Consider the following 24906-nt stretch of genomic DNA (forward strand, 5'->3'; position numbering starts at 1 on the left):
ATAACACTAATACCCCCTTGCACTTTAAAACTATCGCACCTAGAACCTTAACACCATAATGAGATATCTGCTTTTACCATTTTTTATCTGTGTTGTTTCTAATCTTTTTGCTCAAAATCAACGTCCTAATGTTATTTTAATTTATACTGATGATCAGGGTAGCATAGACATGAACTGCTACGGAGCCACAGATCTGACCACTCCCAATATGGATGCTTTGGCAAAACGAGGGGTGAGGTTCACCCAGTTTTATTCAGCAGCACCGGTCTGCTCTCCATCCCGTGCGGGCTTACTGACAGGAAAGGTACCACAAAGAGCAGGCTTGCCCGGAAATGCATCTTCCAGCGAGGGGCATGCAGGAATGCCTACCGAGCAGGTGACTATTGCCGAAATGCTCAGAGAAGCAGGCTACACCACCGGCCATGTAGGCAAATGGCACCTGGGCTATACGCCCGAAACCATGCCCAACGGACAAGGTTTTGACTACTCATTCGGCCATATGGGCGGTTGCATTGACAACTATTCTCACTTCTTTTACTGGAATGGGCCAAATCGCCACGACCTCTGGCAAAACGGAGAAGAGATTTTCAGAGATGGACAGTTTTTTCCTGATCTTATGGTGAAGGAAGCCAGCAGTTTTATGGAGGAGCATCAGGAAGAACCATTCTTTCTGTACTGGGCGATCAATACGCCTCATTACCCTTTGCAGGCAGAAGAAAAGTGGAGGGAGCATTATAAGGATTTACCATTCCCCCGCCGCGAGTATGCAGCTTTTGTGTCTACCACTGACGAGAAAATAGGTGAACTCGTCAGTAAGGTGGAGGAACTTGGTTTACGAGAAAATACCATCATCATCCTGATGTCAGATCATGGGCACTCAGTTGAAGAACGTACTTTTGGCGGGGGAGGCAATGCGGGACCTTACAGGGGAGCCAAATTCAGCCTGTTTGAAGGAGGCATCAGGGTACCCGCGATCGTTAGCTGGCCTGGACAACTTCCTGAAAACGAAGTACGGGAGCAGATAGGAGTAGGCGTAGACTGGTATCCTACCATTGCTGAGCTTTGTAATGTTCCGCTCAATCAAACAGACCTGGATGGAAATAGCATTCTCCCAGTCATTCGTTCAAATGAAGCTTCATCTCCTCATGACACTTTTCATTGGGCAACTGGCAGAGAGCAGTGGGCAGTACGGCAGGGAGACTGGAAGCTGATTGGCAACCCTTACGATCCCACCGACAAAGCACCTATACCCGAAGGACAAAAATACTTTCTGGTAAATCTGGCTAAAGATATTTCTGAAATGAATAACCTGGCAGAACAGCAGCCTGAGAAAGTGAAAGAGATGGAATTGCTTCATAAAGAATGGGCTGAGCAGTTCTCTCAGCACTAGCTAGCATACGGATACCAAATTCTTCTAAAGGTAGGGACAATCCTGCCTTTTTCGTTTTTTTACCAGAGCTGAATCTTTACTTTTGGAAGATTGTTAAAAATGTGAATCTATCATTTTACATGAAAAAACAACCTTTTCCTCTATCAACTCTTCTGCTAAGAGTAGTTAACCCGCCTCTGGAACTGCTGAAATTTTTGTTGTTGCCTAAGCCAGAATTAGCGTATTCATATAGGATAAGTGTGGCCTCAAAATATGATAAAGAAGGCAATTAGCATGAATTTAGAACGTTTACTATCCCGGCGAAGGGTGCTGAAAGAGGTTGTTTCTGCCCTTGATAGACCCATACTGTATATCGTAACAGAGATGAACGACCAAGCTGAAGGTATTTTCAAAAAAGACTGGCATATAAAGTTTCTAAGCCTATTTTTGTCACTTAAAATAATGATAAAACCTCATTAAGTGTTGGGCATGTTAACGTACACGCTCAACGGATTTTGTATTCTAACCTTATTTTGAATTGCAAATGCAAACAACACAATTTAATTATTTGAAACGATGGCTGCTGCGTATAGCTTCAGGAGTTTTTACCCTTGCATTGATTTCGCAGACTGCTTTCGGGCAGGCAGGAAAGATTGACCTCAATGATTTATCTGCCTTTGAAGATCCGGGAAAAACCTGGTCAATTGTAGGGAGTGTCTCGGCAGATTTAGAAGAAAACAATACGCTAGAGACTACGAAAGGGAAAGGCGTACTTGTCAACCAGCCTACGGAACGCAGGCAAGGCAAAGACTTGTATACCAAGTTGGAACATGGAGATATAGACCTTGAGTTGGATTATATGATGGCCAAAGGCTCTAACTCAGGTATCTATCTGCAGGGAATGTACGAAATACAACTTCTGGATAGCTGGGGTAAAAAATACCCTTCATCCGGTGATAATGGCGGAATCTATGAACGATGGGACGAAAGTCAGCCTGAGGGTGAAAAAGGATATCAGGGCTTTCCTCCTCGTCAGAACGTAAGCAAAGCACCCGGCCTGTGGCAGCATCTAAAAATCTCATTTCAGGCTCCACGCTTTGATGCTCAGGGTAACAAAACTGAAAATGCCAGGATACTGTTGGTAGAACTCAATGGTGTAACTATACACGAAGATGTAGAATTACAGGGGCCTACCCGTGGTGCCATGGCTCAGGAAGAAGTGGCCAAAGGCCCACTACGTATCCAGGGTGACCATGGTGCGGTGGCTTTCAAAAATATCAGCTATACCACCTTTGATAGCGAATATCCAACCCTATCAGATCTGAAATTCAGCCTGTACGACGGAGAGTTTGAAGAAAAACCTGACTTTGATGAACTGGAGGCTACCTTGGAAGGAGAATCCGCTGCACTTACCTCAAATCTTCCTTTTGACGCAGACAATATCCTGATCCGTTATCAGGGAAATATGAACGCGGATCAGGCCGGAGAATATACTTTCAATCTGGTAGTTCCTGGTGGTGCAGGCTACCTAAGCGTAGGGGGAAAAGAAGTAATCAGTGAAGCCAGAAACAATGGCAGCGCAATGGTTAATTTAGAGGCCGGAAGTACTCCTTTTGAACTGGTGTATTATAAATATGTAAGCTGGATGGAGCCTGCATTAGGTTTAACCGTTTCAGGACCTGCCCTACGTGAGACCATCATCAGTGATGAAGATGATTTTCAGAGAGGCAACTCAGCCAACCCAATTCTGAAAGAAGCTACGGTCAACACTACTTTGAGAAGCTTTATGAGGCTGCCTGACAATGAAATTGTAGTACATGCCATTTCTGTGGGCAGCCCCGAGCAGATTCATTATACCTATGACCTTGACCATGGTACTATTGTACAGGTATGGAGAGGTAGATTTTTGGATGCTACGCCCATGTGGAACAGCCGTGGTAACGGTACCAGCCGTCCATTGGGTTCTGTACAATATCTGAGTAATCCGGAGATGACCGTATCTTCCTTAAGTTCAGCCAATGCCAGTTGGAATGATGATACTACCCAGTACCGTCCTAAGGGCTACATCATGGATCAGGATAACCGGCCTACCTTCCGCTATCTGATGAACGGAGTGATGGTAAATGATGAGATAAGAGCCACTGAAGGAGGAAAAGGGCTTCGCAGAGAGCTAAGCGTGGAGAAACCTGCCGATAACCTGTATGTACGCTTGGCAGAAGGCAGCACCATCAAAGATATGGAAAACGGTATGTATGCCGTAGATGACAAAGCATACTATCTAAAATTGGAAGGTACAGGTAATGCAAAACCTACAGTTAGAGAAGTAGACGGTAAGCAGCAGCTGATCATGCCCCTGCGTGATAAACTGTCCTACTCCATTCTTTTCTAATCCCAAACGAGATCAAAAAAATGAAATCAATGCATAAAAAATTATCAAAGCTTAGCATTTTCCTTATGGGAATGCTGACTATGAGTTTGAACATATTTGCCCAGGAATCTCCCCAGGAAGAAGATTACTTCAACATCATGCGAGTGCCTGTTCCTGAAGGTGTACTCTTAGAAGTAGGAGGAATGGTAGTGTTGCCCAACGGAGATTTGGGCGTTTCTACCCGTAGAGGAGATATTTATGTCATAGAAAACCCCAGCAGTAATCAACCTTTCTTTCGCTTGTTTGCTTCCGGTTTGCACGAGATTCTGGGATTAAACTACAAAGATGGTTCATTCTACTGCGCGCAGCGCGGTGAACTGACCCGCCTGGAAGATACCGACATGGACGGCAAGGCCGATGTGTACGAAACTGTATATGCCTGGCCCCTTTCCGGTCACTACCATGAGTACAGCTATGGCCCTAAAATCGCGCCTGACGGCTCTTTTTTCGTTTCGGGCAACGTAGCCTTCGGCGATGAGCAGTGGTGGGCTGGTGAGAGTAGAGTGCCCTGGAGAGGATGGATCATGAAAGTAACTCAAGAAGGCGAATTAGTACCCTGGGCAGCTGGCGTGCGTTCTCCTGCTGGCTTGGGAATGATTGATGGCGAACTCTTTTATACTGACAATCAGGGTGACTGGGTAGGCTCAGGTGGAGTGTGGCACGTAGAGAAAGGAGATTGGTTGGGGCATCCTGCCGGCCTACGTTGGACTTCCAAGCCTAATTCTCCAGTAAAACTTAGTGCTGAAGAGGTATATGCTAAGGTAGATCCCCGGGTGGAGAAAGATGAAAACGGAAGATACATTAAGCCGGAAAATGTGCAGAATGAAGACTATGTAACTGCATATGAGCTTCAGGATGAATTTTCAGAGTTAAAGCTTCCTGCTGTTTGGCTACCTCACGGAATTTTGGGAATCTCTAACTCTGAAATTGTACAGATTCCTGATAATCATTTCGGCCCTTTTGAAGGTCAGTTGCTGGTAGGTGATCAGGGACAAAGCAAGATCTCAAGAGTGGTATTGGAAAAAGTTAATGGTGAGTATCAGGGCGTAGCTTTTGACTTCAGAGGCGGATTCCAGTCTGGTGTATTGCGTATGGCCTGGGGACAGGATAAATCCCTTTTTGTAGGAGAAACCAACCGTGGCTGGGGTTCTGCCGGTACTGCCGACGAAGGCTTGCAAAGATTGGTTTGGAACAAGAGAGTGCCTTTTGAAATGAAGACCGTGAAGGCCATGCCCGATGGTTTTGAGATAGAATTCACTCAGCCCGTAGACCGCAAGTCTGCTGAAGATATTGCTTCTTATGATGTGTATAGCTATATCTATAAATATCATCCGGTATACGGTAGCCCTCCTGTAAGAAATGAAAATGCAGTGGTAAAGGGAGTAAAAGTATCTGAAGATGGCATGAAGGCCAGAATTATTGTAGAGGGCCTGCAACGCTATCATGTACATACTATTCGCCTATCGGGAGTCCGTGAGAAAGAACATTTTTATTCTCTGGTACACCCTACTGCTTATTATACTTTAAATAATATCCCTGAAGGACCGAAGCTTCAGCTCAGTGAAGTAAGTACTTTCAATTCTGCCAGCCAGCAGACCAGCGCCACACTTCCCAACAGAAAAGAGGCGCCTAAAAACCTGACTTCACCAGATGGTCCCGGCAACGGAGTTGCAAATGCTACAGCATCTACAGAAAAAGCCGCTGCGCCTACCTTTGCAGAAATTGAACCTTTGCTGACCAGCAATACCTGTACTGCCTGTCATAATACGGACAGTCGCCAGGTAGGGCCTGCATTTAAGGAGATTGCCAAACGCAAGTATTCTAACGAGGAAATCGTAGAGCTGATTTATGTGCCTCAGCCTAAAAACTGGCCTGATTATGCTACTGAGATGCCTCCAATGCCCCAAGTACCCAAGGGTGAAGCATTGAAAATCGCCGATTGGATCAACTCACTGGATGGGAAATAACATCTGATAAAGTTAAATATTCTACGAAGCCTCTCTGCCTGATTAGGGTGGGGAGGCTTTTTCTTTTTGCATACTAATGACTTTCAGTGTTGCACTAAAGTAACTTGTCGTAAGCCACTCTATTATCTTACCCCACTTCATTAGAGTAAGTTGGTATGAGTGATTCTAGTACCTTTAGCATACTCACTAGAGTAAGCTAATGCAAATGATTCTCATCTCTTTTTAGTTTCTGCCAGAATGTGTAAGTCTACGTATTACATATTTTTGACAAAATACATGAAGCACACCGTGAGCTTAAAATAAGTTTCTTGTGCCTGCTTAAATGCTGTGAGAATTGGCTTCAACATAAAATTAGGCCACGAAGACTCTTCAGCTGAGTAGTGGTTTTCCTACACATATTTTGTATAAACCTTTTTTATGCCTTCCTTTGTAAAATAATATTTCGCATTTTGAAATATATTTACACTAAAGGAACTACCTTTAGTGATTAATTGTGTATATATCATTAGCAGGAGCAGCCTGCTCACTAACATTTGCTGTTTTAGATGAATTAAGTTCCCGTCTGTACGACCCTCTTGCATTTAGGCCAGCCTTATTTTTAATAATTACGAATGACATTTAACGAATTGCATCTGATAGAGCCTATCTTAAAGGCGCTCCATCAGGAAGGTTATAGTAAACCTACGCCTATTCAGGCACAGTCTATACCCCCCATATTACAAGGAAAAGATCTTTTGGGTTGCGCACAAACCGGTACCGGAAAAACTGCCGCATTTGCCATCCCCATGCTGCAATTGCTGGAGAAGCAAGCACCGAGAGGTAAATTTCGCAACCCTATACGTGCACTTATCTTAACGCCTACCCGCGAACTGGCTATACAGATAGATGAGAGTTTTGGAGCATATGGTCGCCATTTACCCATCAGGCACACAGTTATCTTTGGCGGAGTGTCGCAGAAGTCGCAAACTGATGCTCTGAGAAAAGGTCCCGACATACTAGTGGCTACGCCCGGACGTTTGCTGGATCTCATGCAACAAGGCTTAATAGATTTAAGAAAGCTGGAGCTTTTCGTCCTGGACGAAGCAGATCGTATGCTGGATATGGGCTTTGTACACGATGTAAAAAAGATCATTGCCAAGATTCCTAAAGAAAGGCAAACCCTTTTCTTCTCAGCTACTATGCCTCCTGACATTGTAAAGCTCGCTGATAGAATTTTGGATAATCCTGTTAAGGTGGAAGTTGCACCAGTATCCTCTACCGCAGAAACTATTCAGCAGTCAGTTTACTATGTTGATAAGGGTAATAAAAAAGCATTGCTTAACCACATATTACAAGATGTTGCTATAGAAAGTGCGCTAGTATTTACCCGTACTAAACATGGAGCAAACAAAGTAACCAAAGATCTGGCAAAAGCAGGGATCACCGCTGAAGCTATTCATGGAAATAAGTCGCAAACTGCCCGTCAGAATGCCTTGAAAAACTTTAAAAACCGTCGCACAAGAGTGTTGGTGGCTACCGATATTGCCGCCAGGGGTATTGATGTAGATGATCTCTCTCATGTGATAAACTTTGAGCTGCCCAATGTACCTGAAACCTATGTACACCGTATTGGGCGTACTGGTAGGGCAGGAGCAAGTGGTATCGCCTTTTCTTTCTGTGATCAGGAGGAGAAAGCTTATTTGCGAGATATTCACAAACTTATTGACAAGCGCATTCCGATTGTGGATAACCACCCTTTCCCAATAGGCTCATCAGTGCCAAGGTCTGCTGAGGAACGTAACCAACAAAGAAGAGATCAGCCCAAGCAGAAGCAGTTTGCTAAACCTAAGCATAAGCGCTTTGAAAGCTCTTCTAACAAAAAATCCCGTAATTGGTAGTAAATATATTGCAAGTTAAAACGCATTATTTTTAATGAACCGGGAAGAGAAACTAGGCCATTCAGAACAGTACTTCGGTAGATATCGTGACCATTGGTGGAATGATAGCTTTCTTGAAGCCCTGGCTTCCCGTCTTTCATTGAAGCTGTGTCAGCGGATGCTGGACGTGGGGAGTGGTGTCGGGCATTGGAGTAAAATCCTCTATCCGTTTTTGGCTGATGGGGCAGTAGTCCATGCCGTGGATAATGATCCAATCTGGTCTGATCTTCAAAATAGCAATACAGCGTATTTTGCGCAAAAGGGTGGGACTTTCTATTTTGAGTGTGCCTCTGCTGACAGATTACCGTATGAAGATAATAGTTTTGACCTGGTAACCTGCCAAACCTTACTGATTCATGTGCGCGATCCGGAAATGGTGATTGCGGAGATGAAAAGAGTGTTGAAGCCAGGAGGTATTATTCTTTGTGCTGAGCCCAATAACCAAGTACAGCACCTGATCAGAAATTCGCTTTCTGCTACTGCTACAGTAGAAGAAACTATGGATCATGTGAAGTATGCCTTGCTTTATGAGAAAGGTAAAAAACAATATGGTCATGGAGATAACTCTTTAGGCGATCTGCTCCCTGGCCTCTTGGTTCAGGCTGAGTTTAAGAAAATTGAGGTTAGAATTTCGGATAAGGCCATTGCCATGTACCCCCCTTATGATAATCAGGAACAGCGGGCAACTTTACATCAGTGGGCGGAAGGTGATCATTCATCGCCCTCCGGCACAGATAATAGAGATTATTTTGCTATTTTGGGTGATGAGTATTTGGAGTTTTATGATTCTTACCATAAAAAATATGTAAATAAGCTAGATCAACTACTTATTGCTTTGGAGCATGAAGAGTTTCATGCGGCTGGTGGAGCGTTAATGTATGTTGTTTCTGGCCGAAAAAATAATAAAATCGCAAACTAATGAGTGACTCAGGTGTTCAAACACTTTAGCACGCTTTTACAAATTAAATTAGAACAATTATCACAAATCAATTTATATCATGAATCACGGAACAGTTAAATTTTTTAATGAATCAAAAGGATACGGATTTATTAAAGATGATGAAACAGGAAAAGAGTACTTTGTACATGTATCTGGTTTGATAGACGAAATCAGAGAAAATGACGAAGTTACTTATGAACTGGAAGAAGGAAGAAAAGGACTAAATGCAGTAAATGTGCAGCTTGCTTAGTTTGCATATATCTAATTTATAATTTTTTTCGGGGGCTACTTTAGTGGGTTACTACCGGCATCAGTTCTGGTAATCTGACCTTTTGAAGTAGCCACTTTCTATTTATATACGACTCTAAAGGATTAGGCTGTAAAAATTTTACTGATGCGTAGCTCTCTAAATGATTTACCCACAGCTCGTTATTATCCTTTTTCTTCAGGTGTTTACAGCACTGCAGCAGGCTTACATAAACTAACAACTGATTTTGGAAATGGAGAGGCTGATCACAGGATTTTTCAGATAGATGCTGCATGGGCGCACTACCGGCAAAACAAAGAACAATGCCGAGCCGAAAATCTTCAGAAATATGTCAGAACAGATTCCCTCCCCGAGGACACTTGTCAAGAGGTATGTGCGTACATGATCCAACAACTGCTTAGCACCTATCCTGCATTGTTTCTTTTGAAGAATCAACAAAGTGAGTCATACCTTAGCTGTAAGCTAAGTAAAGAAACGCTTATTTATGACCATAACTTTCAACTTCTAGGAGATACTGGCTATCAGTCACTGCTGGATGCACTTGCTTTTCAGGTACAGGAAGATATTGCTATCTGGCAGTGGGATGGTAAGCAAGACCAAATGTCTTTGATCCACCTCTGTGCCCCTAACCACTGGGCTCCTGCTGATAAGATTGGTAAACCCTTTTCAGATGTCCACTTACCGGTTGCTGGTATGGAAAAAAGGCGTAAGCGTTACCAACCCATGCTCCAAAGTCTGATCAAAGGTGGAAAGTTTGTACGCTTTGCGTGGGGCTTAAGTACTGATAAACGTCTCAACCATCACCCCGAAGCACCTCCCGGCTGGGAAGAAGAAACCTGGAAAGGCAGACATTTTGATCCAGAAAACCCCTTACTTTTTGTACGTATAGAACGACAGACGCTCAGCGGTTTTCCTAAAGCAAATGCTGTACTTTTTACCATCCGTACTTATTTTGAGGAGGTCAATGCATTGAAAGAAAATCACCGTAAAGCATTATTAAAAGCGCTTTGCAGTATGTCTTCCTCATCTTTGAAATATAAGGGGCTGAATGATGATGTTGAAAATATAAAGGCTTATCTCAGCTGATAAAAGTAAAAATTAGTAAGGAATTGGAAGTACTTTAAATTGACAATAACAGGCAAAAGAAACAACTAATGAGTACAAAAAAGTATTATGGTTAATTATCGTTTCTTATTTCTTTCTGAAAAGAAGATTTTTAACATTTGCAAACTAAAAAATAAAAGTTAAGAGTTCAATCCGACATTATGGTATCAAAGCTTAAAAGAAAATTTCTTAATCATGCTGCCTATCTTATTTCATATCTAAAGCTGTATTCACTGATACAAAAAGACTTAAGTAATACGCTCATTATTGATTGTGGGGCTAATCAGGGTAACATTTCTGCTCTTTTTGCCCGCACAGGAGCAAAGATTTACGCATTTGAACCTGATCCAATTGCATATAATATTTTAAAGAACAAGTTTCTCTTTAATCTAAATGTAGAATGTATACCCAAAGCCGTCTGGATTGATAGTGGGCAAATAGATTTGTACCTGCACAGCGATCAGGAAGGTGATAATATAGACTTTACAGTAAGTTCTTCTATCGTCAAGGGAAAAAAGAATGTTTCAGATAGCAATAAAATACAGGTAGAAGCCATTAATCTTATTGAGCTGATAAGAGATGAGTCAAGTATCATTTCGGTCCTGAAGATGGATGTGGAAGGGGCAGAAGTGGAGCTTTTACAAAAAATTATTGAAGAGGATTTGTACAAAAAGATCGCGCTTATTTTAGTTGAGACGCATGAAAATAAAATCGAAGCTCATGTGGAGCCTATTCAAGAGCTGCAAAAGCTCATAAAGCGTAAAGGAATAACTAATATTAAACTAAACTGGATTTAGTAATCAGATACATAATCATGGTTAATTTGTCTGCACACTCTCTGCAACCTTGTGTAAGCTTTCCAGTTTCACCAAAGCTCCACTCAAAGAAGTAATTGTGGTAATCAGAAAAAAGACCAGACCTAATGTAAGTGCTGTATCTTGTGCCAGTTCAGCGCCAAACAGTTGAGGAACATATACAAGCACAGCTTCTCTCGCACCCACGCCACCAATTGTGAAGGGAAGCATTGCCGCCAGTGAGGCAAGCATAAAAAATACATAGTAATCAGCGAATCCGCTGCTTACATTCAAAGCAAAAAGAATGGAGAGTACACTGCCTAAAGTCAGTACCTGAACGGCTACAGAGTGCAGACAACTCATCCAGTAAATAGATATGAATTTTGGAAACAGGATTTTTAATCCCAGATAGTAAAGAGGAAAAGCCGACACTATACCCAGCCAGATAAGCCAGTGCCACTCTTCAATTGAAACATAAATCTGACTGAAAAGCAGGGCGATGAGCGTAAGAAAACCTAATGCTACCACACCACTTACCCTGTCAAGTAAAGAGGCTGTAATCAGTCCTCGTGTGCTGACACCTTCTACTTTTCTCAGTATCACTATTTTATAACCATCTCCTCCCATGCCCCCTGGCAAGAACAGGTTATAAAACATACCCACCATATACAGTTTAATGTTGAAGAAGGTGTTGAGATAAAGACCGATACAGGAGAAAAAAGCCTGAAGACGAATCGCATTAAATAGCTTTGATAAAATGAAAAGTAAAAGCGCGGGAATCAACCAGAGTATATCGGCAACTTTAAGAATTTGCCAGACTTCTTGAATATTTACTTTTCTAAAGACAAGATAAAGCGCTAATGCTGTTAACCCAAGTTTGAGCAGCAGTTTTAAATATCGCTTATAGGCTCTTTGTGGTACTGGTGGCTTTTCCAATAAATACTTCTTTGACGCGATAAGGCGTTTTATTTTGAGATTCAAAGTAGGTACGCATGATAAGCTCGGCCATAAAACCGAAAGTTATCAACTGTATGCCTCCGATAACAAGCACTACCCCAAGCAAAAGTAAAGGTCTGCCCCAGATATCATTTCCCAGTAACTTTTCAATCAGCATGTAAAAATTGATAAGCGCTCCGATAAAAAAGGAAATGATCCCCATAGTGCCGAAGAGGTGCATTGGCTTCTGTATATACTTCTGGAAGAAGAGCATGAGCATCAGATCGCTAACCACCCTAAATGTGCGTCCCAAGCCATATTTGGATTGACCATAAATACGTGGATGATGCCTCACACTCATTTCCGTTACACTGGCTCCTTGCAGCTTAGCCAATACTGGAATAAAGCGGTGAAGTTCTCCGTATAAGCCCAGATTATGGGCGATATCACTACGAAATATTTTTAAGGAACACCCATAGTCACTGATGTATACTCCTGTAAGCTTGCGGATGATGGCATTGGCTATTTTGCTAGGCAACTTCCTCAGGATAAAGCCATCTTTTCTCTTTTCTCTTTTACCGGCTACTAATCCCCAACCTTCATTTTCTATCTTATCCAGCATGGCCGGAATGTCCAGTGGATCATTCTGCAGATCACCATCCATAGTCACAATGTACTCGCCTTTGGCATAATGTATTCCGGCTGACATTGCCGTAGTCTGGCCGTGATTGCGGTTGAATACAATGAGGCGCACATTTTCACTGGCATATTTTTTTACCATAAAAACTGTACGGTCGGAAGAACCATCATCTACTAACAACACCTCATAATCATGCCCCTGAAGTGCATCCTCAATGCGTTCCAGTAATGGTTGTACGTTATCTTCTTCGTTATATAGTGTGATGACCAGTGATAACTTCATATTATTTAAATTTCACGAGCTGTAGGGTGTCTTCCTCATATTGAAAGCTGTACAAAGTCTCATAATTATATCCTTTTTCAGCTAGGGAATCTTGATAAGCCATGTAATAATGATCAGGAATAATTTCCTCTTCAAAATTTAAAACCTCTCTGCGCTGTCGTTCAATATAAAATACCGTAGTGCGCGAGATCATAGAACCTTCCAAGACGTGAAGGGGTTCATTCTTGCTAATACTTACGATGCTATCTGCATCGCGTTTATCCTGCGCTTCGGAGCCTTCCACTGCCCTGACAGGAATTACGGTAAGGTTAAATATTATTCTGAACCAGACTAACAGTAGTATCAGGCTTAATACCCTTCCCTCAGGGAGTTTTAAGTATAGCCAAAGAATAGCCAGAGCGCCCACGCTCGTAAGTAAACCCACCCACCAAAGTCCGGGTACTCTCGCCTGTAAACTGGGAATAAATGGCAAAATTAGTCCTGAGACTGCTACTATGATAATAAGTACCTGAATGATTCGGTGCAGAAATTTGACTTTAACGGCTTTAGCTTCATCTCCAGAGAGAAGAAAGTAGTATACCAGCACCATTACAGGAAAGGGATACAACATATAAACGTAACGAGCCTTTGCTCCGGGTGATAGCCAGTACAGAATGAAGTTAGCAATGAAAATGAGTGTGATAAAAGTGATTACCGGCTGCATTTTAAGCTGATTGACAAAGTTCTTCCGAAACATAAATATCAATAATAAGCTGGCAGGCATAATGTTGACAAGAGTAGTCAGTGGAAATTCAAAAATATGCGCCATCAACTTAAGAAAGCCATTTCCTTCATCTACTGCGGTACGGCTACTGGACTCTGAATACAGACGTTCAAGGAAACCTGTAGGATCATTGTATAAGCTATATGCCCAGAAGTATCCGCCGACGATCAAGAGGAAAAGAAAGATTCCGGCAAAATGTGCCGGCAAAAAAAGCCTACGAAAATCTTTCTGGTATATGAACCAGGTCAGTAAAGTGATACCAGTAAAGGCGATAGAAGGTAAGCCCTTAGTTAAAGTACCCACTGCCGTCAGCAGATATACCCAAAAAAATAGAGGCCAAAAACGTTTCTGATGGTAGAAATGATAAACAGCTAGAAAGCTGGCTAATGTGATGAGAGAATAAAAGAGGTCTATTTCTCCTGTAAGTGAGAAATAGTACAGAATATCTACCGAGACCAGAAAGAAAAGTGCAGCATATACTCCAAAAGATAGGCTGAGGTATTTTTTGCTAAAAAGAAAGATAAGTAAACCCATTCCCAGAAAAGAGAGCACTGAAAAGAAACGGACTGCAAATTCTGAATAACTTCCGAATAGCTTAAATGAGAGAATGAGTAGCCAATTATATACAGGGGGCTTATTGTAATAAAGATCACCCACTTCGGTTGGTACTATCCAGTTTCCTCTAAAAAGCATCTCCAGTGCTACCAGGGCACGGCGTGGTTCTTCATGCTTAAGCGGATGTACGCCCAATTGAAAAAAAAGCGCAAAAAGAAGCAGAATAAATATACCGGCCGCCAAGTAAGATTCTTCTTTGCTTAAGGTAGGCAAGGCTTGCTTATCATGCGTACTAACAGACTTGCGTGACATTCTATTTTGAAGAGCTTAAATATATCATTCCATTTTCTGTGCAAAACTATGAAAATAATGATTGAGAGCTTAATACAAGGCTGCTTATTTAATTCTCTTCTATGGAAGAGTCACAGCTTCTTTGTCTGTAGACTAAAAAGGTAGTAGCTAATATATTACAAATAGTGAACGTAGTTAAACTAATAAAAGAGTAAAGACATATCCGGAAAAGTGAAACTTAGAAGTAAAAATTAAAATCAGAAAAATTAATCCATTTTGGGGTGTAATTTTTTTCAAAAAAATAAGCTTTTAAAATGATAAAATTTCTATTAAAGAATAGGTGGGCAGTATGTTATTCAGTTTGTGTATTTGGCTAGCACTATTTTGGGCTTAAATCATATGCAGATTTTTGATCTACAGAGTACTTAATTGTAGATATATAAATAATCAGCTGACATCATCAAAACACAAGACGCTTACTTTAACATAGATATAATAAGCTATTAGATATAGCATTTCATAAAAATTTAATAATATTTATTTGAATATTGATTAAATTAGCCATAATTTTATATGTAATATTTACCATAGTAATCAATTGATTTTGCTTGTGGCTCATGAAAAAAGTACTATCACAATTCTTTGACAAACAACTTAGATATAGCCCTTTCTTTTATAAGAGACTTAAAGAAGTGCAAAAGCTTGAAAGCCTAAGTGAAGCAGAACTAAATAGTTTGCAAGAAAAAAAGCTGATGCATTTACTACATAAAGCAAGTCACGACTCTATGTTTTATGCTTTATTATACAAGAAACATAAGGTTAATATTGACAAGATTAAATCTGTGAGTGACTTGAAATATCTCCCTGTCATTACCAAACATGATGTGGTACCCAATAGGGAGGAAATTTTTGTAGGAAATAGATTTAATAAAATAAAAGCCAATACAAGTGGAACCTCAGGTTATACAGTAAGGGTATATAGAGATTATCAATCTGTAGTTGAAGAAGGAGCGTATCAATGGGCCCACCGTATCAAGTTCGGGCACTATCCTGGCATGAAGACAGTAGTAATAAGGGCTAATCTGAATATTCATGAAAAAGATGTCTACGACCCTTTTACCAAGACACTTTATTTGTCCAGTTACCATCTTAAACAGGAAAATGTTGAGTGGTATTATCAGGGAATCAAGAGTTTTGGCCCAAATGCAATATTCGCTTACCCCAGTTCTCTGGAATCTCTGGCTAACTTTTTTATTCAGGCAGGAAAGAAGCTAACCATTCCAGTGATTTTTACTTCTTCTGAGACATTATATAGTTACCAAAGAGAAAAGATTGAGAAAGTTTTTTCTTCCCGAATCATAGACTGGTATGGGAATGCAGAACGTACTATTGCGCTTAAAGAACAGGAAGATGGCATATATGATCAGGTCCCACTATACTCTGTGAATGAGTTTGCGCCAGACCATATCATCACCACCGGTTTGATCAATTCCAGTTTTCCTCTGATCAGGTATAAAGTAGATGACATAGTGCATCTGGATGAAGGGACAAAGACAAACTCAGGTGAGCGGGTTAAGGAGATACAGGGCAGAAGTGATGATGTATTATTACTACCGGACGGTACACGTATAGGATTACTATGCGGTGCTTTTGATGGGGTAGACCACGTATTGCTTAGCCAGATTGTACAAGAAGATGATTATACTTATTATGTCAATGTGGTTGTCACGGATGATTATGGCAGCGAAGATGAAGCTTTACTAAAGAAACAATTGGAAGAGTACATCGGATCAAACTTACACTACACAATCCGCTACGTTAATGAAGATCAGATTATTAAATCTAAGTCTGGCAAATTCAAACTGATTGTAAACAAGACACAATCTGAGAAAATAAATGTACAGGCTTCAGTTATTAATTGAGAAACAAAGACCTTCACTGAAATAGCAATAATAAAATTTTTGCTACACACCTTTTACTAATTCTTAAGAAGAAAACTATTTTTTAACGCTTACCAAGTACAAAATCAATTCATTTGGTCTGAATAAATCCAATTCGGATATCCAGTAGCAATCAAGATTTAGTTTACGATCTACTGTAAATTGGATACGACCAATTTACCAAGACACTTTATTTGTCCAGTTACCATCTTAAACAGGAAAATGTTGAGTGGTACTATCAGGGAATCAAGAGTTTGCTCCTAATGCAATATTCGCTTACCCCCAGTTCTCAGGAATCTCTGGCTGACTATTTTATTCAGGCAGGAAAGAAGCTAACCATTCCAGTGATTTTTACTTCTTCTGAGACATTATATAGTTACCAAAGAGAAAAGATTGAGAAAGTTTTTTCTTCCCGAATCATAGACTGGTATGGGAATGCAAAACGTACTATTGCGATTAAAAAACAGGAAGATAGCTTATATGATCAGGTCCCACTATACTCTGTGAATGAGTTTGCGCCAGACCATATTATTAACACCAGTTTGATCAATTCCAGTTTTGTTCGCTGTATCCAAAATAGTCTAGGATAATTCACTTCAAATTTTTACTTTATATAGGTGTCTGTTGCTATTAAGATTCAGCATAATGTCAGTAATGTTTATCAATATCTTGCGTAGCCTCTTACTTACCGCTTCTATTATTGCGATGCTGTCTATTGTAAGCTTTGCTCAGCAATTGAGCATCAGCGATGATAAATATAAAGTCTGGAGCGCAAATGATTCTCTGCAATGGGCAGATTTCAAAAAACCTCCTGAGGAGAAAGATCTTAAGTATGGTTTGAAGATTAAAACGCTTACCTCACTGGTATATTTTTATACTCCTTCCTTATGGCATATTGATTCCTGTATGAATGTATATGTAGCTGTAAGAAAGCAGCATTCTTTTACCTGGGACAGCACAAACTTACAGTTGCTTAAACATGAAAGTATTCACTTTGATATAGCTGAGTTGTTTGCACGTTACTTAAGAAAAGAATTGATAACATTATCTCAGTCTGACGATAATACGCTTGACCAATATTTGTACACGAGAGACAGTCTGATTCAGGCTGCCCATGTTTTTCAAGATAAGTATGATGAGGAAACTATGTACGGTCTTAATTCCAAAGCCCAAAAGAGATGGGCAGAATACGTCAGAGATCAGCTTAGTGCATGGAAAGATTATACTTTTGATAAAATGCCTCAGCTTTGTCAAGAATACCTCAGCAAAAATGAAACGAACTGAGCTTTAATGGAATTTTTTACTACTATTTAGTTTAGTGAAGTTAGAGTCTTTTCTTAACATCAAAAAAGCTGTAAGTACATATGCGGACTTTCGCAATTAGTGATATACACGGTTGTTACCATACTTTTGAGGCTTTGCTACAGAAAATCGGTTTAGATAAAGCAGATGATTTGTACCTATTAGGTGACTACATTGACCGTGGACCTGCTAGTAAAGAAGTAATTGATTTAATCCTTAAGCTTAAAGAAGAAAAATATAACGTGCATTGTCTGCTTGGTAACCATGAGGTGATGCTGCTGCACGCGCTACGTTACCCGCTCTCTCCGGAAGCGCAAAGCTGGAAGCACTGGAATGGTGGGGAAAACACATTAAGGAGTTTTGGGGCCAAGTCAGCAAGCGATATTGAGGATAAGTATATTGAATTTATATTATCGCTGGAATATTTTCTGGAAAAAGAGAATTTTCTTTTCGTCCATGCAGGAGTAAATTTTGAATTGGATAAGCCGTTGGAAGACAAAGAGAGTCTGTTATGGTCGTTTGATGATCATCCCAAAGTGAATAGAAAATGGTTAGGAGATAGAATTATCGTGCATGGGCACCGTATCCATACCCGGGATAGAATCAGACAAAATATCAACGAATTAGAAGAATTTCCTGTACTGGGAATTGATAACGGTTGCGTATACCCCAAGAGAGAGTATAATAAGTTGTGTGCGGTTGAATTGAACAATATGGAATTAAGCTTTCAAAAGAATATTGAAAAGTAACAACTTGTAGATTACGTATTATTCTTGCTGATTTTCTTTCTTATGAATCTGTGGACTTACCAAATCTTCTACATTCTCATCCTCCATTTCCAGTAGGAGATTTGCAATGAGAGCTGTCCAGCCAGTCTGATGAGAAGCACCTAAGCCTTGTCCGCTATCACCATCAAAAAACTCGTAGAAAAGGTGATGATTTTTGAAGTGCTCCTCATCAGCATACTGTTTGTAAGAATGTTTAGTGTGGTACCTGAACTTACCATCATCATCTCTTTCAAATATCCTGAAGAGTCTTTTGCTCAACTCATTTGCAATTTGCTTTAGATTGAGTTTTACACCTGAGCCAGTAGGAAACTCATACAAATAGTTAGGACCGTAAAATTTATAATATTTACGCAGGGATTGGATGATCAGATAGTTGAGCGGTAGCCAGATAGGACCTCTCCAGTTAGAGTTACCCCCGAACATATTACTGCTACTTTCTCCCGATTCATACTGAATCATATGTTTTCCATGATGCTCAAATATGTAGGGATTTTCTTTATGATATTTTGACAAAGAGCGTATTCCATAATCCGACAAAAACTCATCTTCATCCAAGAGGCGCTTGAGGAGTTGTTCCAATCGGTAGGCACGCAGTATAGAAAAAAGATATTCGTTTTCTTCATTCTTCTCTTCTATCCTGGATATCAGAGATGCCAGGTCTGGGCGGGTACGTACGATATTGATCGCGCGGGTCTTGAATTCATATAGGTGATCAAATACACTTTTATTGAAAATCTCAACTGCAAAAAGGGGAATGATGCCTACGAGTGAACGCACCTTAAGCCGTTTGGTCCCTCCATTTTCCATTTGTATGACATCATAATAAAAAGCGTCTTCTTCATCCCACAGAGAGATATCCTTCTCGCCAATATGATGCATAGCCCAGGCAATATTGAGAAAGTGACGGAAAAATTTTGCAGCTGATTCTTCGTAGGCATTATTGTGCCTGGCCAGTTCAAGTGACATTCTTAGCATATTGAGGGCAAACATGGCCATCCAACTGGTAGCATCTGCCTGCTGCATTTTACTGATACCCGGTGGCATGTGGTTCCGGTCAAAAACGCCAATATTGTCAAGTCCCAAAAAGCCACCCTCAAACAGGTCAATTCCGTTGACATCTTTCTGGTTGACCCACCAGGTAAAATTCATGAGCAGCTTTTGGAAGGCTCTCTCCAAGAAGTCCCAGTCAGGGATACCGTTTTTTTGCTTGTCTTTTTCGTACACTTCCCATACTGCCCACGCATGTACCGGAGGGTTGACATCACTGAAATTCCATTCGTAGGCAGGAATCTGTCCATTGGGGTGCATATAGTATTCCCTCAGCATCAGCTGAAGCTGTTCCTTAGCAAAGTCAGGGTCAATCTGCACAAAGGTGGTAGCATGAAAGGCCAGATCCCAGGCAGCATACCAGGGATACTCCCACTTGTCGGGCATAGAGATGATGTGGCGATTGGTCAGGTGCTGCCAGTTAAAGTTTCTCTTATCCAGGCGGAAAGGAGGATCGTCTCCCGGCTCACCAAAAAGCCATTTGAATACATCCAGGTAGTAGAATTGTTTGGTCCAGAGCAGACCACCCATCGCATTCCTTAACAGTTGCTGGTGTTCTTCTTTCAAATGAGTTGGGGTAAGCTCTTCATAAAATTCGTCTGCTTCAGACTTTCTTTGCTGAAATACTTCGTCAAAATACGCCCAGGGAGCTTTCATGCGTTGTTTGCTGAGGCGTACTCTAAAAACGTGTGAGCCTCCTGCGGGTATGGTTGCTTTAAACCAGATTGCAGCTTTGGTACCTTTCTTTTCCGGATTTATTGACTTACTACCTTTCGTCACATAATCATTTATACCATCCTTTACACAAGCATACTTATTCTCAGTGTTGTAGATGCGAGAGTCATTGCTTTCATTTTCACAAAACAGTTGTTTTCCTCCGTGGTGGTGCAGATAATAGCTGCCATTTCTGCTGGAAGTTGCCTGTATACAAGAAGGCGAAACTGCTTTTAGTTGGGGGCGAGCGTAGCGCTTATTATGCTTCCAGTAGTTCCTGAACCAGAGGTGAGGCAGCATATGTATGGGAGCTGCAACCGGGCCACGGTTGTAAACCGTGATTTTCATGAGTATGTCATCTACTCCGGCTTTTGCGTATTCTATGTAGCAGTCAAAGTAACGATTGTCTTTAAAAGCATCCGTATCCAGCAGTTCATATTCAGCTTGTGTACGGTCCCGTTGGTTGGCCCGCAACAGTTCCTCATAGGGAAATGCTGACTGCGGGTATTTGTAAAGGTATCTGCAATAAGAATGGGTAGGGGAGGAATCCTGGTGAAAGTAAAGCTCTTTTACATCTTCACCATGGTTACCCTGCTGATTAGTAAGGCCAAAAAGTCTTTCTTTAATAATGGAATCTTTACCATTCCAGAAAGCGGGAGCTAGACAAAGAATTTGTTGTAAGTCACAGAAGCCGGCAATTGCTTCTTCTCCCCAGCGATAAGCTATGCTGCGTGCTTGGTCGTGGGCAATACAGTTCCAGGCATTGCCATCTATGCTGTAATCTTCACGTACAGTACCCCACTGTCTTTCAGTCACATAAGGTCCCCACTTCTTCCACTGTCTGTTTTCAGCCGAGTCCAGCAGTCGCTCTTTTTCTATACTATTTCTCTTAAGTTTATCCCGGCTTTCCATAATTTTGTAAATTGTTACAAGTAAAGAATAAAATAATTAACAAAGCCGATTAATTACAAATAATATACTGCTTATTATGGATTATTGGAATCTATATTCTGTATTGATATAAAATATCTTAAATAACATAAAGCACAGAATATTTCCATGCTGATAAGGACAGCCTGCTTATCAACTTTTCTATCTTTAGTGAATCGCTTTTCCTTATAGAATTTTATTGAAAGTTTTTAATGACTGATGAAATAAAAGCTGTTTTGTTATTTTTGCCCCCTCAGAATATTTTCTGATTCACTATTCATGCCTTCAACACGCTTAACCTATATGCTTAAAAGTCTGACAATTGTTTTTGTGCTTTTCATATTTACCAGTACTATGCTGCGGGCACAGTCACACATCCCTACTTTTGATCCCAAACAATACGTTTGCTACCAAAGCCTTGAGGCTTTGACTATTGATGGCAAGCTGGATGAAGAAAGCTGGCAAAAAGCAGCCTGGACAGATGAGTTCATTGACATTCAGGGAGAGCATATGCCTGAGCCAAGATTCAGGACGCGGGCCAAAATGCTGTGGGATGATCAGTATCTGTACATCGCTGCCTATCTGGATGAGCCGCATGTGTGGGGAACCCTGACCGAAAGAGATGCAGTCATCTTTTATGACAATGACTTTGAGGTGTTTATTGATCCTGATGGAGATACCCATTATTACTATGAGTTTGAGATGAACGCTCTCAACACCATCTGGGACCTTATGCTGACCGCACCCTACCGTGATGACAAAAATGTAGTGCTCAACGCCTGGGACATTCGTAGTATCAGGACGGGAGTACATGTAGAAGGTAGCTTGAATGATGCTACTGATACCGATCAGGGCTGGTCGGTGGAGATTGCTATGCCCTGGAAAGTACTGGCTGAGAAAGCAGCAAACGGCAAGATGCCCAACGATGGTGAGTACTGGCGGATCAACTTCTCCCGGGTGGAGTGGCAGATAGACATTAAAGATGATGGATACCAAAAGAAAATCAATCCTGAGACTGGTAAGCCTTTTCCGGAAGATAATTGGGTGTGGACCTCCCAGGAATACATCAATATGCACCGCCCCGAGACCTGGGGTTTTCTTGCTTTTTCAGACACTAAAGTGGGGGAGGGGACAGCAAGCTTCACCATTCCTGAGGAAGAGTACCTGAAATGGGAGTTGAGAAAAGTCTATTACCGCCAAAATGATTATTTTCAGGCCCATAAAAAATATGCGGATCAGCTAAAAGACCTGAATCTGGAGATCCCTGTGGAATATTCGGTTGAAATCAACGCTCAGCCTACTTATTATGTAGCCAGTCTTAAAGCTGCTGATGCGCAAGAAACATGGCTGATCAATGAGAAGGGCAAAGTCTGGAGCATTGAGTAGGGTAGTAAATATTAAGTTGTACATTTATCTCTGACAAATTCATAAAGAATCAACATAACGTAATGGACCAAAAAGCACTAAACCTAATCCTTAGTTTATCAGTCAGTATTTTTTTGATCAGCGCATGCTCTCAGCCTGGTCAGCAAAGCGAAAATGCGGAAACTGACTCCGTAGCCATGTCGGGCAATCCCGTTTTTGAAGGCTGGTACGCTGATCCTGAAGGAATAATTTTTGACGATCAATACTGGATATTTCCCACTTACTCCGCTCCCTATGAAGAGCAGGTATTTATGGATGCTTTTTCTTCACCCGATCTGGTCAACTGGACTAAGCATGAGCGGATCATAGATACTACCCGTGTGAAGTGGGCTGAAAAAGCCATGTGGGCTCCGGCCATCGTGGAGAATAATGGCAGGTATTTTTTGTTTTTTGGTGCTAACGACATTCAAAGCAATGAAGAGACAGGAGGCATAGGCGTAGCCGTGGCCGATCAGCCGGAAGGCCCCTATACCGATCATCTGGGAGAACCCCTTATTCCGGAATTTCACAATGGAGCGCAGCCTATTGACCAGTTTGTGTTCAAAGACCAGGATGGAAAGCATTACCTCATCTACGGAGGCTGGGGGCATTGCAATATCGCGCAGCTTAATGAAGATTATACCGGCTTCGTCCCTTTTGAAGATGGCACTACTTTCAAAGAGATTACGCCTGACAATTATGTGGAAGGACCTTTTATGTTCATTCGCGATGGCAGATACTACTTTATGTGGTCTGAAGGCGGCTGGACCGGCCCCGATTACAGTGTGGCCTATGCCGTAGCCCACTCTCCTTTTGGTCCTTTTGAGCGGGTGGGCAAGGTTTTACAGCAGGATGCTGAGATCGCTACCGGAGCAGGACATCATTCGGTGATACATCCTGAGGGAACTGACGACTGGTACATCGTATACCATCGCCGACCTCTGGACAGAACGGATGCCAATCATAGGGTTACCTGTATTGACCGCATGTATTTTGACGAAAACGGCATGATACAGCCAATTAAGATCACGAATGAAGGGGTAGCCGCTAATCCTTTATGATAAAATTGAGCCAATAAGTTTAGCATAAATGAGTTATATTCATTTATTAGTCTGAGCCACTTGCATCAGTTGGTTAGAATGTTTTCTGTGAAGCAAACTGAAGTCATGTTGTGAAGCATACTGCGTTTTTTTGACGATCATCATCCCTAGAAGAACGAGAAGGAGTTATTAAGTCGCTTCAAAAGTATGGACAGAGAGGCTGTTTCCTACTTGTACGATGCTTACGGCCCCCTCTGTATGCTATGATTGTTAGGATGCTGGGTGATGAAGCAAAGGCAGAGGAATTACTGATGCTCACTTTTGCGAGAAGCATGGAAAAGATTGACAGCTTTGATGTCGGGAAAAGAAGTCTTTACACCTACTATAAGGGGAACATTGCCCTAGATGGGCTAAAGAGCAGCCTGCTAGCATAGAATGCCTTTATCATAAAGACCATCATCTGAATCAAAGTAGTTGTACTGCTGTTAAAAATAAGGAGGACAGCAAGTATTTTACCGAATTACAGGAGCGTTTGACAGCAGGGCGCACAAGCTGTTTCAGCTATTGTGAATAGAAGGTAATGCACAAGAAGCAATAGCCAGAAAAAGAAACGCATCACTCGCTAAAGTCAGAAGCCTGGGGCGTGCTACTATGCTAAAGATTAGAGTATTATTAAGCAAAGAAGCTTGAATATAGAAGATTACATATCGTCTGGTATTTTGGAGCAATATGTTTTGGGAGAACTCTCTTCCGAGGAGGAGGAGGAAGTGCTCCGCTATGCAAAACGTTATCCTGAAGTACAGCGAGAAATCTTCCAGATAGAAGAATCGGTAGAGCATCTGGCCAGGAGTGTGGCCATCAAGCCGCCCCGGCATGTGCTGGATCAAATACAGGAAAAGGTTTCTGCTCAGGAAACAGAAGCTCCGCCGGCCAAAAAGAGTAAAAAAATCAATACTTTACGCTACGGAGTGGCTGCGACATTTACACTTAAGCTGGTAGCCATGGCCATTGCTGCCCATTTCTGGATCAACTGGCAAAACAGTGAAAACCGGTTGGAGCAATTACAAAGTCGCTACGATCAACTGGAGCAGAAAACGCAGCAACTTAGCCAGGCTTTTGCTATCGTCAGTAATCCTGACTTTCAGTCGTTTGTACTAAAAAGCGATGAAGCTGCTCTAGAAGCCCAACCCATTGTGTATTGGAATGAAAATACCGGTGAACTATACCTGAATACGGCCCAACTGCCTGCCAGTGATGCAGCGCATCAGTATCAACTCTGGGCAATAGCGGAAGGCAATGCGCAAAGCCTGGGTGTTTTTGATGTCAGCCCAGGTTCATTTCCTCAGATGATTGCTATGCCGGCGGTAGAAAACGTGAATTCATTTTTACTTACTCTTGAAAAAGAAGGAGGAAGTAGTCAACCTTCCTCAGAAGGCCCCCATTATACCGTAAGCATATGTTAAAGGCTGTAAAATACCATTGTAAATA

The 24906-nt window shown here is 41.5% G+C and carries 20 protein-coding genes; 16 read left to right on the forward strand and 4 right to left on the reverse strand.

Annotated elements, in window-relative coordinates; all coding sequences use genetic code 11:
* Window positions 1–58: 58 nt before the first annotated feature.
* From WJR50_RS03865 to WJR50_RS03900, 8 genes are all read left to right on the forward strand, one after another.
* Window positions 59–1390, forward strand: coding sequence for a sulfatase-like hydrolase/transferase (locus WJR50_RS03865; protein WP_341291913.1), 1332 nt, complete (start codon window positions 59–61; stop codon window positions 1388–1390).
* Between the two features lie 547 nt (window positions 1391–1937).
* Window positions 1938–3758, forward strand: a complete 1821-nt coding sequence (locus WJR50_RS03870; protein WP_341291914.1) for a 3-keto-disaccharide hydrolase — start codon at window positions 1938–1940, stop codon at window positions 3756–3758.
* A gap of 29 nt (window positions 3759–3787) precedes the next feature.
* The gene (locus tag WJR50_RS03875; protein WP_341291915.1) at window positions 3788–5764 is read left to right on the forward strand and encodes a hypothetical protein; all 1977 of its coding nucleotides are present in this window, start codon (window positions 3788–3790) and stop codon (window positions 5762–5764) included.
* 611 nt (window positions 5765–6375) lie between these two features.
* Window positions 6376–7641, forward strand: coding sequence for a DEAD/DEAH box helicase (locus tag WJR50_RS03880; RefSeq protein ID WP_341291916.1), 1266 nt, complete (start codon window positions 6376–6378; stop codon window positions 7639–7641).
* Window positions 7642–7675: 34 nt separating this feature from the next.
* Entirely contained in the window at window positions 7676–8599 is a 924-nt protein-coding gene (locus WJR50_RS03885; RefSeq protein ID WP_341291917.1) for a class I SAM-dependent methyltransferase, read from the forward strand.
* 79 nt (window positions 8600–8678) lie between these two features.
* The gene (locus WJR50_RS03890) at window positions 8679–8870 is read left to right on the forward strand and encodes a cold-shock protein (RefSeq protein WP_341291918.1); all 192 of its coding nucleotides are present in this window, start codon (window positions 8679–8681) and stop codon (window positions 8868–8870) included.
* A gap of 144 nt (window positions 8871–9014) precedes the next feature.
* The gene (locus WJR50_RS03895; RefSeq protein ID WP_341291919.1) at window positions 9015–9974 is read left to right on the forward strand and encodes a heme-dependent oxidative N-demethylase family protein; all 960 of its coding nucleotides are present in this window, start codon (window positions 9015–9017) and stop codon (window positions 9972–9974) included.
* A gap of 179 nt (window positions 9975–10153) precedes the next feature.
* On the forward strand, window positions 10154–10789 hold the full coding sequence (locus WJR50_RS03900; protein WP_341291920.1) for an FkbM family methyltransferase: 636 nt from the start codon (window positions 10154–10156) through the stop codon (window positions 10787–10789).
* A gap of 21 nt (window positions 10790–10810) precedes the next feature.
* On the opposite strand, the gene WJR50_RS03905 is transcribed toward WJR50_RS03900, so the two are convergent.
* Genes WJR50_RS03905 through WJR50_RS03915 form a run of 3 tightly spaced genes read right to left on the reverse strand, consistent with a single transcriptional unit; the run spans window position 10811 to window position 14274 of the window.
* The gene (locus tag WJR50_RS03905) at window positions 10811–11722 is read right to left on the reverse strand and encodes a lysylphosphatidylglycerol synthase transmembrane domain-containing protein (RefSeq protein ID WP_341291921.1); all 912 of its coding nucleotides are present in this window, start codon (window positions 11720–11722) and stop codon (window positions 10811–10813) included.
* Complete coding sequence (locus WJR50_RS03910) at window positions 11688–12644, reverse strand: glycosyltransferase family 2 protein (protein ID WP_341291922.1); 957 nt, start codon at window positions 12642–12644, stop codon at window positions 11688–11690. The genes WJR50_RS03905 and WJR50_RS03910 overlap by 35 nt, the downstream gene beginning before the upstream one ends.
* Before the next feature lies 1 nt (window position 12645).
* Window positions 12646–14274, reverse strand: a complete 1629-nt coding sequence (locus WJR50_RS03915) for an ArnT family glycosyltransferase (protein ID WP_341291923.1) — start codon at window positions 14272–14274, stop codon at window positions 12646–12648.
* A 596-nt stretch (window positions 14275–14870) separates the two neighbouring features.
* On the opposite strand from WJR50_RS03915, the gene WJR50_RS03920 reads away from it, so the two are divergent.
* The 4 genes from WJR50_RS03920 (at window position 14871) to WJR50_RS03935 (ending at window position 18244) form a co-directional block, all read left to right on the forward strand.
* Window positions 14871–16175, forward strand: coding sequence for a phenylacetate--CoA ligase family protein (locus tag WJR50_RS03920; protein ID WP_341291924.1), 1305 nt, complete (start codon window positions 14871–14873; stop codon window positions 16173–16175).
* A 212-nt stretch (window positions 16176–16387) separates the two neighbouring features.
* Window positions 16388–16783, forward strand: a complete 396-nt coding sequence (locus tag WJR50_RS03925; protein WP_341291925.1) for a hypothetical protein — start codon at window positions 16388–16390, stop codon at window positions 16781–16783.
* Between the two features lie 55 nt (window positions 16784–16838).
* Window positions 16839–17477, forward strand: coding sequence for a hypothetical protein (locus WJR50_RS03930; RefSeq protein WP_341291926.1), 639 nt, complete (start codon window positions 16839–16841; stop codon window positions 17475–17477).
* Window positions 17478–17557: 80 nt separating this feature from the next.
* Window positions 17558–18244, forward strand: a complete 687-nt coding sequence (locus WJR50_RS03935) for a metallophosphoesterase family protein (RefSeq protein ID WP_341291927.1) — start codon at window positions 17558–17560, stop codon at window positions 18242–18244.
* Window positions 18245–18262: 18 nt separating this feature from the next.
* On the opposite strand, the gene WJR50_RS03940 is transcribed toward WJR50_RS03935, so the two are convergent.
* Window positions 18263–20956: an MGH1-like glycoside hydrolase domain-containing protein gene (locus WJR50_RS03940; RefSeq protein ID WP_341291928.1), complete on the reverse strand. Its 2694-nt coding sequence runs from the start codon at window positions 20954–20956 to the stop codon at window positions 18263–18265.
* Window positions 20957–21277: 321 nt separating this feature from the next.
* On the opposite strand from WJR50_RS03940, the gene WJR50_RS03945 reads away from it, so the two are divergent.
* From WJR50_RS03945 to WJR50_RS03960, 4 genes are all read left to right on the forward strand, one after another.
* Complete coding sequence (locus WJR50_RS03945; RefSeq protein ID WP_341291929.1) at window positions 21278–22360, forward strand: carbohydrate-binding family 9-like protein; 1083 nt, start codon at window positions 21278–21280, stop codon at window positions 22358–22360.
* A gap of 62 nt (window positions 22361–22422) precedes the next feature.
* Window positions 22423–23439, forward strand: coding sequence for a glycoside hydrolase family 43 protein (locus tag WJR50_RS03950; RefSeq protein ID WP_341291930.1), 1017 nt, complete (start codon window positions 22423–22425; stop codon window positions 23437–23439).
* 167 nt (window positions 23440–23606) lie between these two features.
* Window positions 23607–23852, forward strand: a complete 246-nt coding sequence (locus tag WJR50_RS03955) for an RNA polymerase sigma factor (protein ID WP_341292331.1) — start codon at window positions 23607–23609, stop codon at window positions 23850–23852.
* Window positions 23853–24104: 252 nt separating this feature from the next.
* Window positions 24105–24881, forward strand: coding sequence for an anti-sigma factor (locus WJR50_RS03960; protein WP_341291931.1), 777 nt, complete (start codon window positions 24105–24107; stop codon window positions 24879–24881).
* Window positions 24882–24906: the final 25 nt, after the last annotated feature.

It is taken from the genome of Catalinimonas locisalis (assembly GCF_038039535.1).
Taxonomy (GTDB): Bacteria; Bacteroidota; Bacteroidia; order Cytophagales; family Cyclobacteriaceae; genus Catalinimonas.

What these genes read in the sequence shown, in the direction of transcription:
- WJR50_RS03865 (WP_341291913.1), top strand. Translation starts at nt 59, where the DNA reads ATGAGATATCTGCTTTTACCATTTTTTATCTGTGTTGTTTCTAATCTT.
- WJR50_RS03945 (WP_341291929.1), top strand. Translation starts at nt 21,278, where the DNA reads ATGCTTAAAAGTCTGACAATTGTTTTTGTGCTTTTCATATTTACCAGT.
- WJR50_RS03935 (WP_341291927.1), top strand. Translation starts at nt 17,558, where the DNA reads ATGCGGACTTTCGCAATTAGTGATATACACGGTTGTTACCATACTTTT.
- WJR50_RS03915 (WP_341291923.1), bottom strand. Translation starts at nt 14,274, where the DNA reads ATGTCACGCAAGTCTGTTAGTACGCATGATAAGCAAGCCTTGCCTACC.
- WJR50_RS03885 (WP_341291917.1), top strand. Translation starts at nt 7,676, where the DNA reads ATGAACCGGGAAGAGAAACTAGGCCATTCAGAACAGTACTTCGGTAGA.
- WJR50_RS03890 (WP_341291918.1), top strand. Translation starts at nt 8,679, where the DNA reads ATGAATCACGGAACAGTTAAATTTTTTAATGAATCAAAAGGATACGGA.
- WJR50_RS03950 (WP_341291930.1), top strand. Translation starts at nt 22,423, where the DNA reads ATGGACCAAAAAGCACTAAACCTAATCCTTAGTTTATCAGTCAGTATT.
- WJR50_RS03940 (WP_341291928.1), bottom strand. Translation starts at nt 20,956, where the DNA reads ATGGAAAGCCGGGATAAACTTAAGAGAAATAGTATAGAAAAAGAGCGA.
- WJR50_RS03900 (WP_341291920.1), top strand. Translation starts at nt 10,154, where the DNA reads ATGGTATCAAAGCTTAAAAGAAAATTTCTTAATCATGCTGCCTATCTT.
- WJR50_RS03920 (WP_341291924.1), top strand. Translation starts at nt 14,871, where the DNA reads ATGAAAAAAGTACTATCACAATTCTTTGACAAACAACTTAGATATAGC.
- WJR50_RS03895 (WP_341291919.1), top strand. Translation starts at nt 9,015, where the DNA reads ATGCGTAGCTCTCTAAATGATTTACCCACAGCTCGTTATTATCCTTTT.
- WJR50_RS03875 (WP_341291915.1), top strand. Translation starts at nt 3,788, where the DNA reads ATGCATAAAAAATTATCAAAGCTTAGCATTTTCCTTATGGGAATGCTG.
- WJR50_RS03910 (WP_341291922.1), bottom strand. Translation starts at nt 12,644, where the DNA reads ATGAAGTTATCACTGGTCATCACACTATATAACGAAGAAGATAACGTA.
- WJR50_RS03880 (WP_341291916.1), top strand. Translation starts at nt 6,376, where the DNA reads ATGACATTTAACGAATTGCATCTGATAGAGCCTATCTTAAAGGCGCTC.
- WJR50_RS03930 (WP_341291926.1), top strand. Translation starts at nt 16,839, where the DNA reads ATGTCAGTAATGTTTATCAATATCTTGCGTAGCCTCTTACTTACCGCT.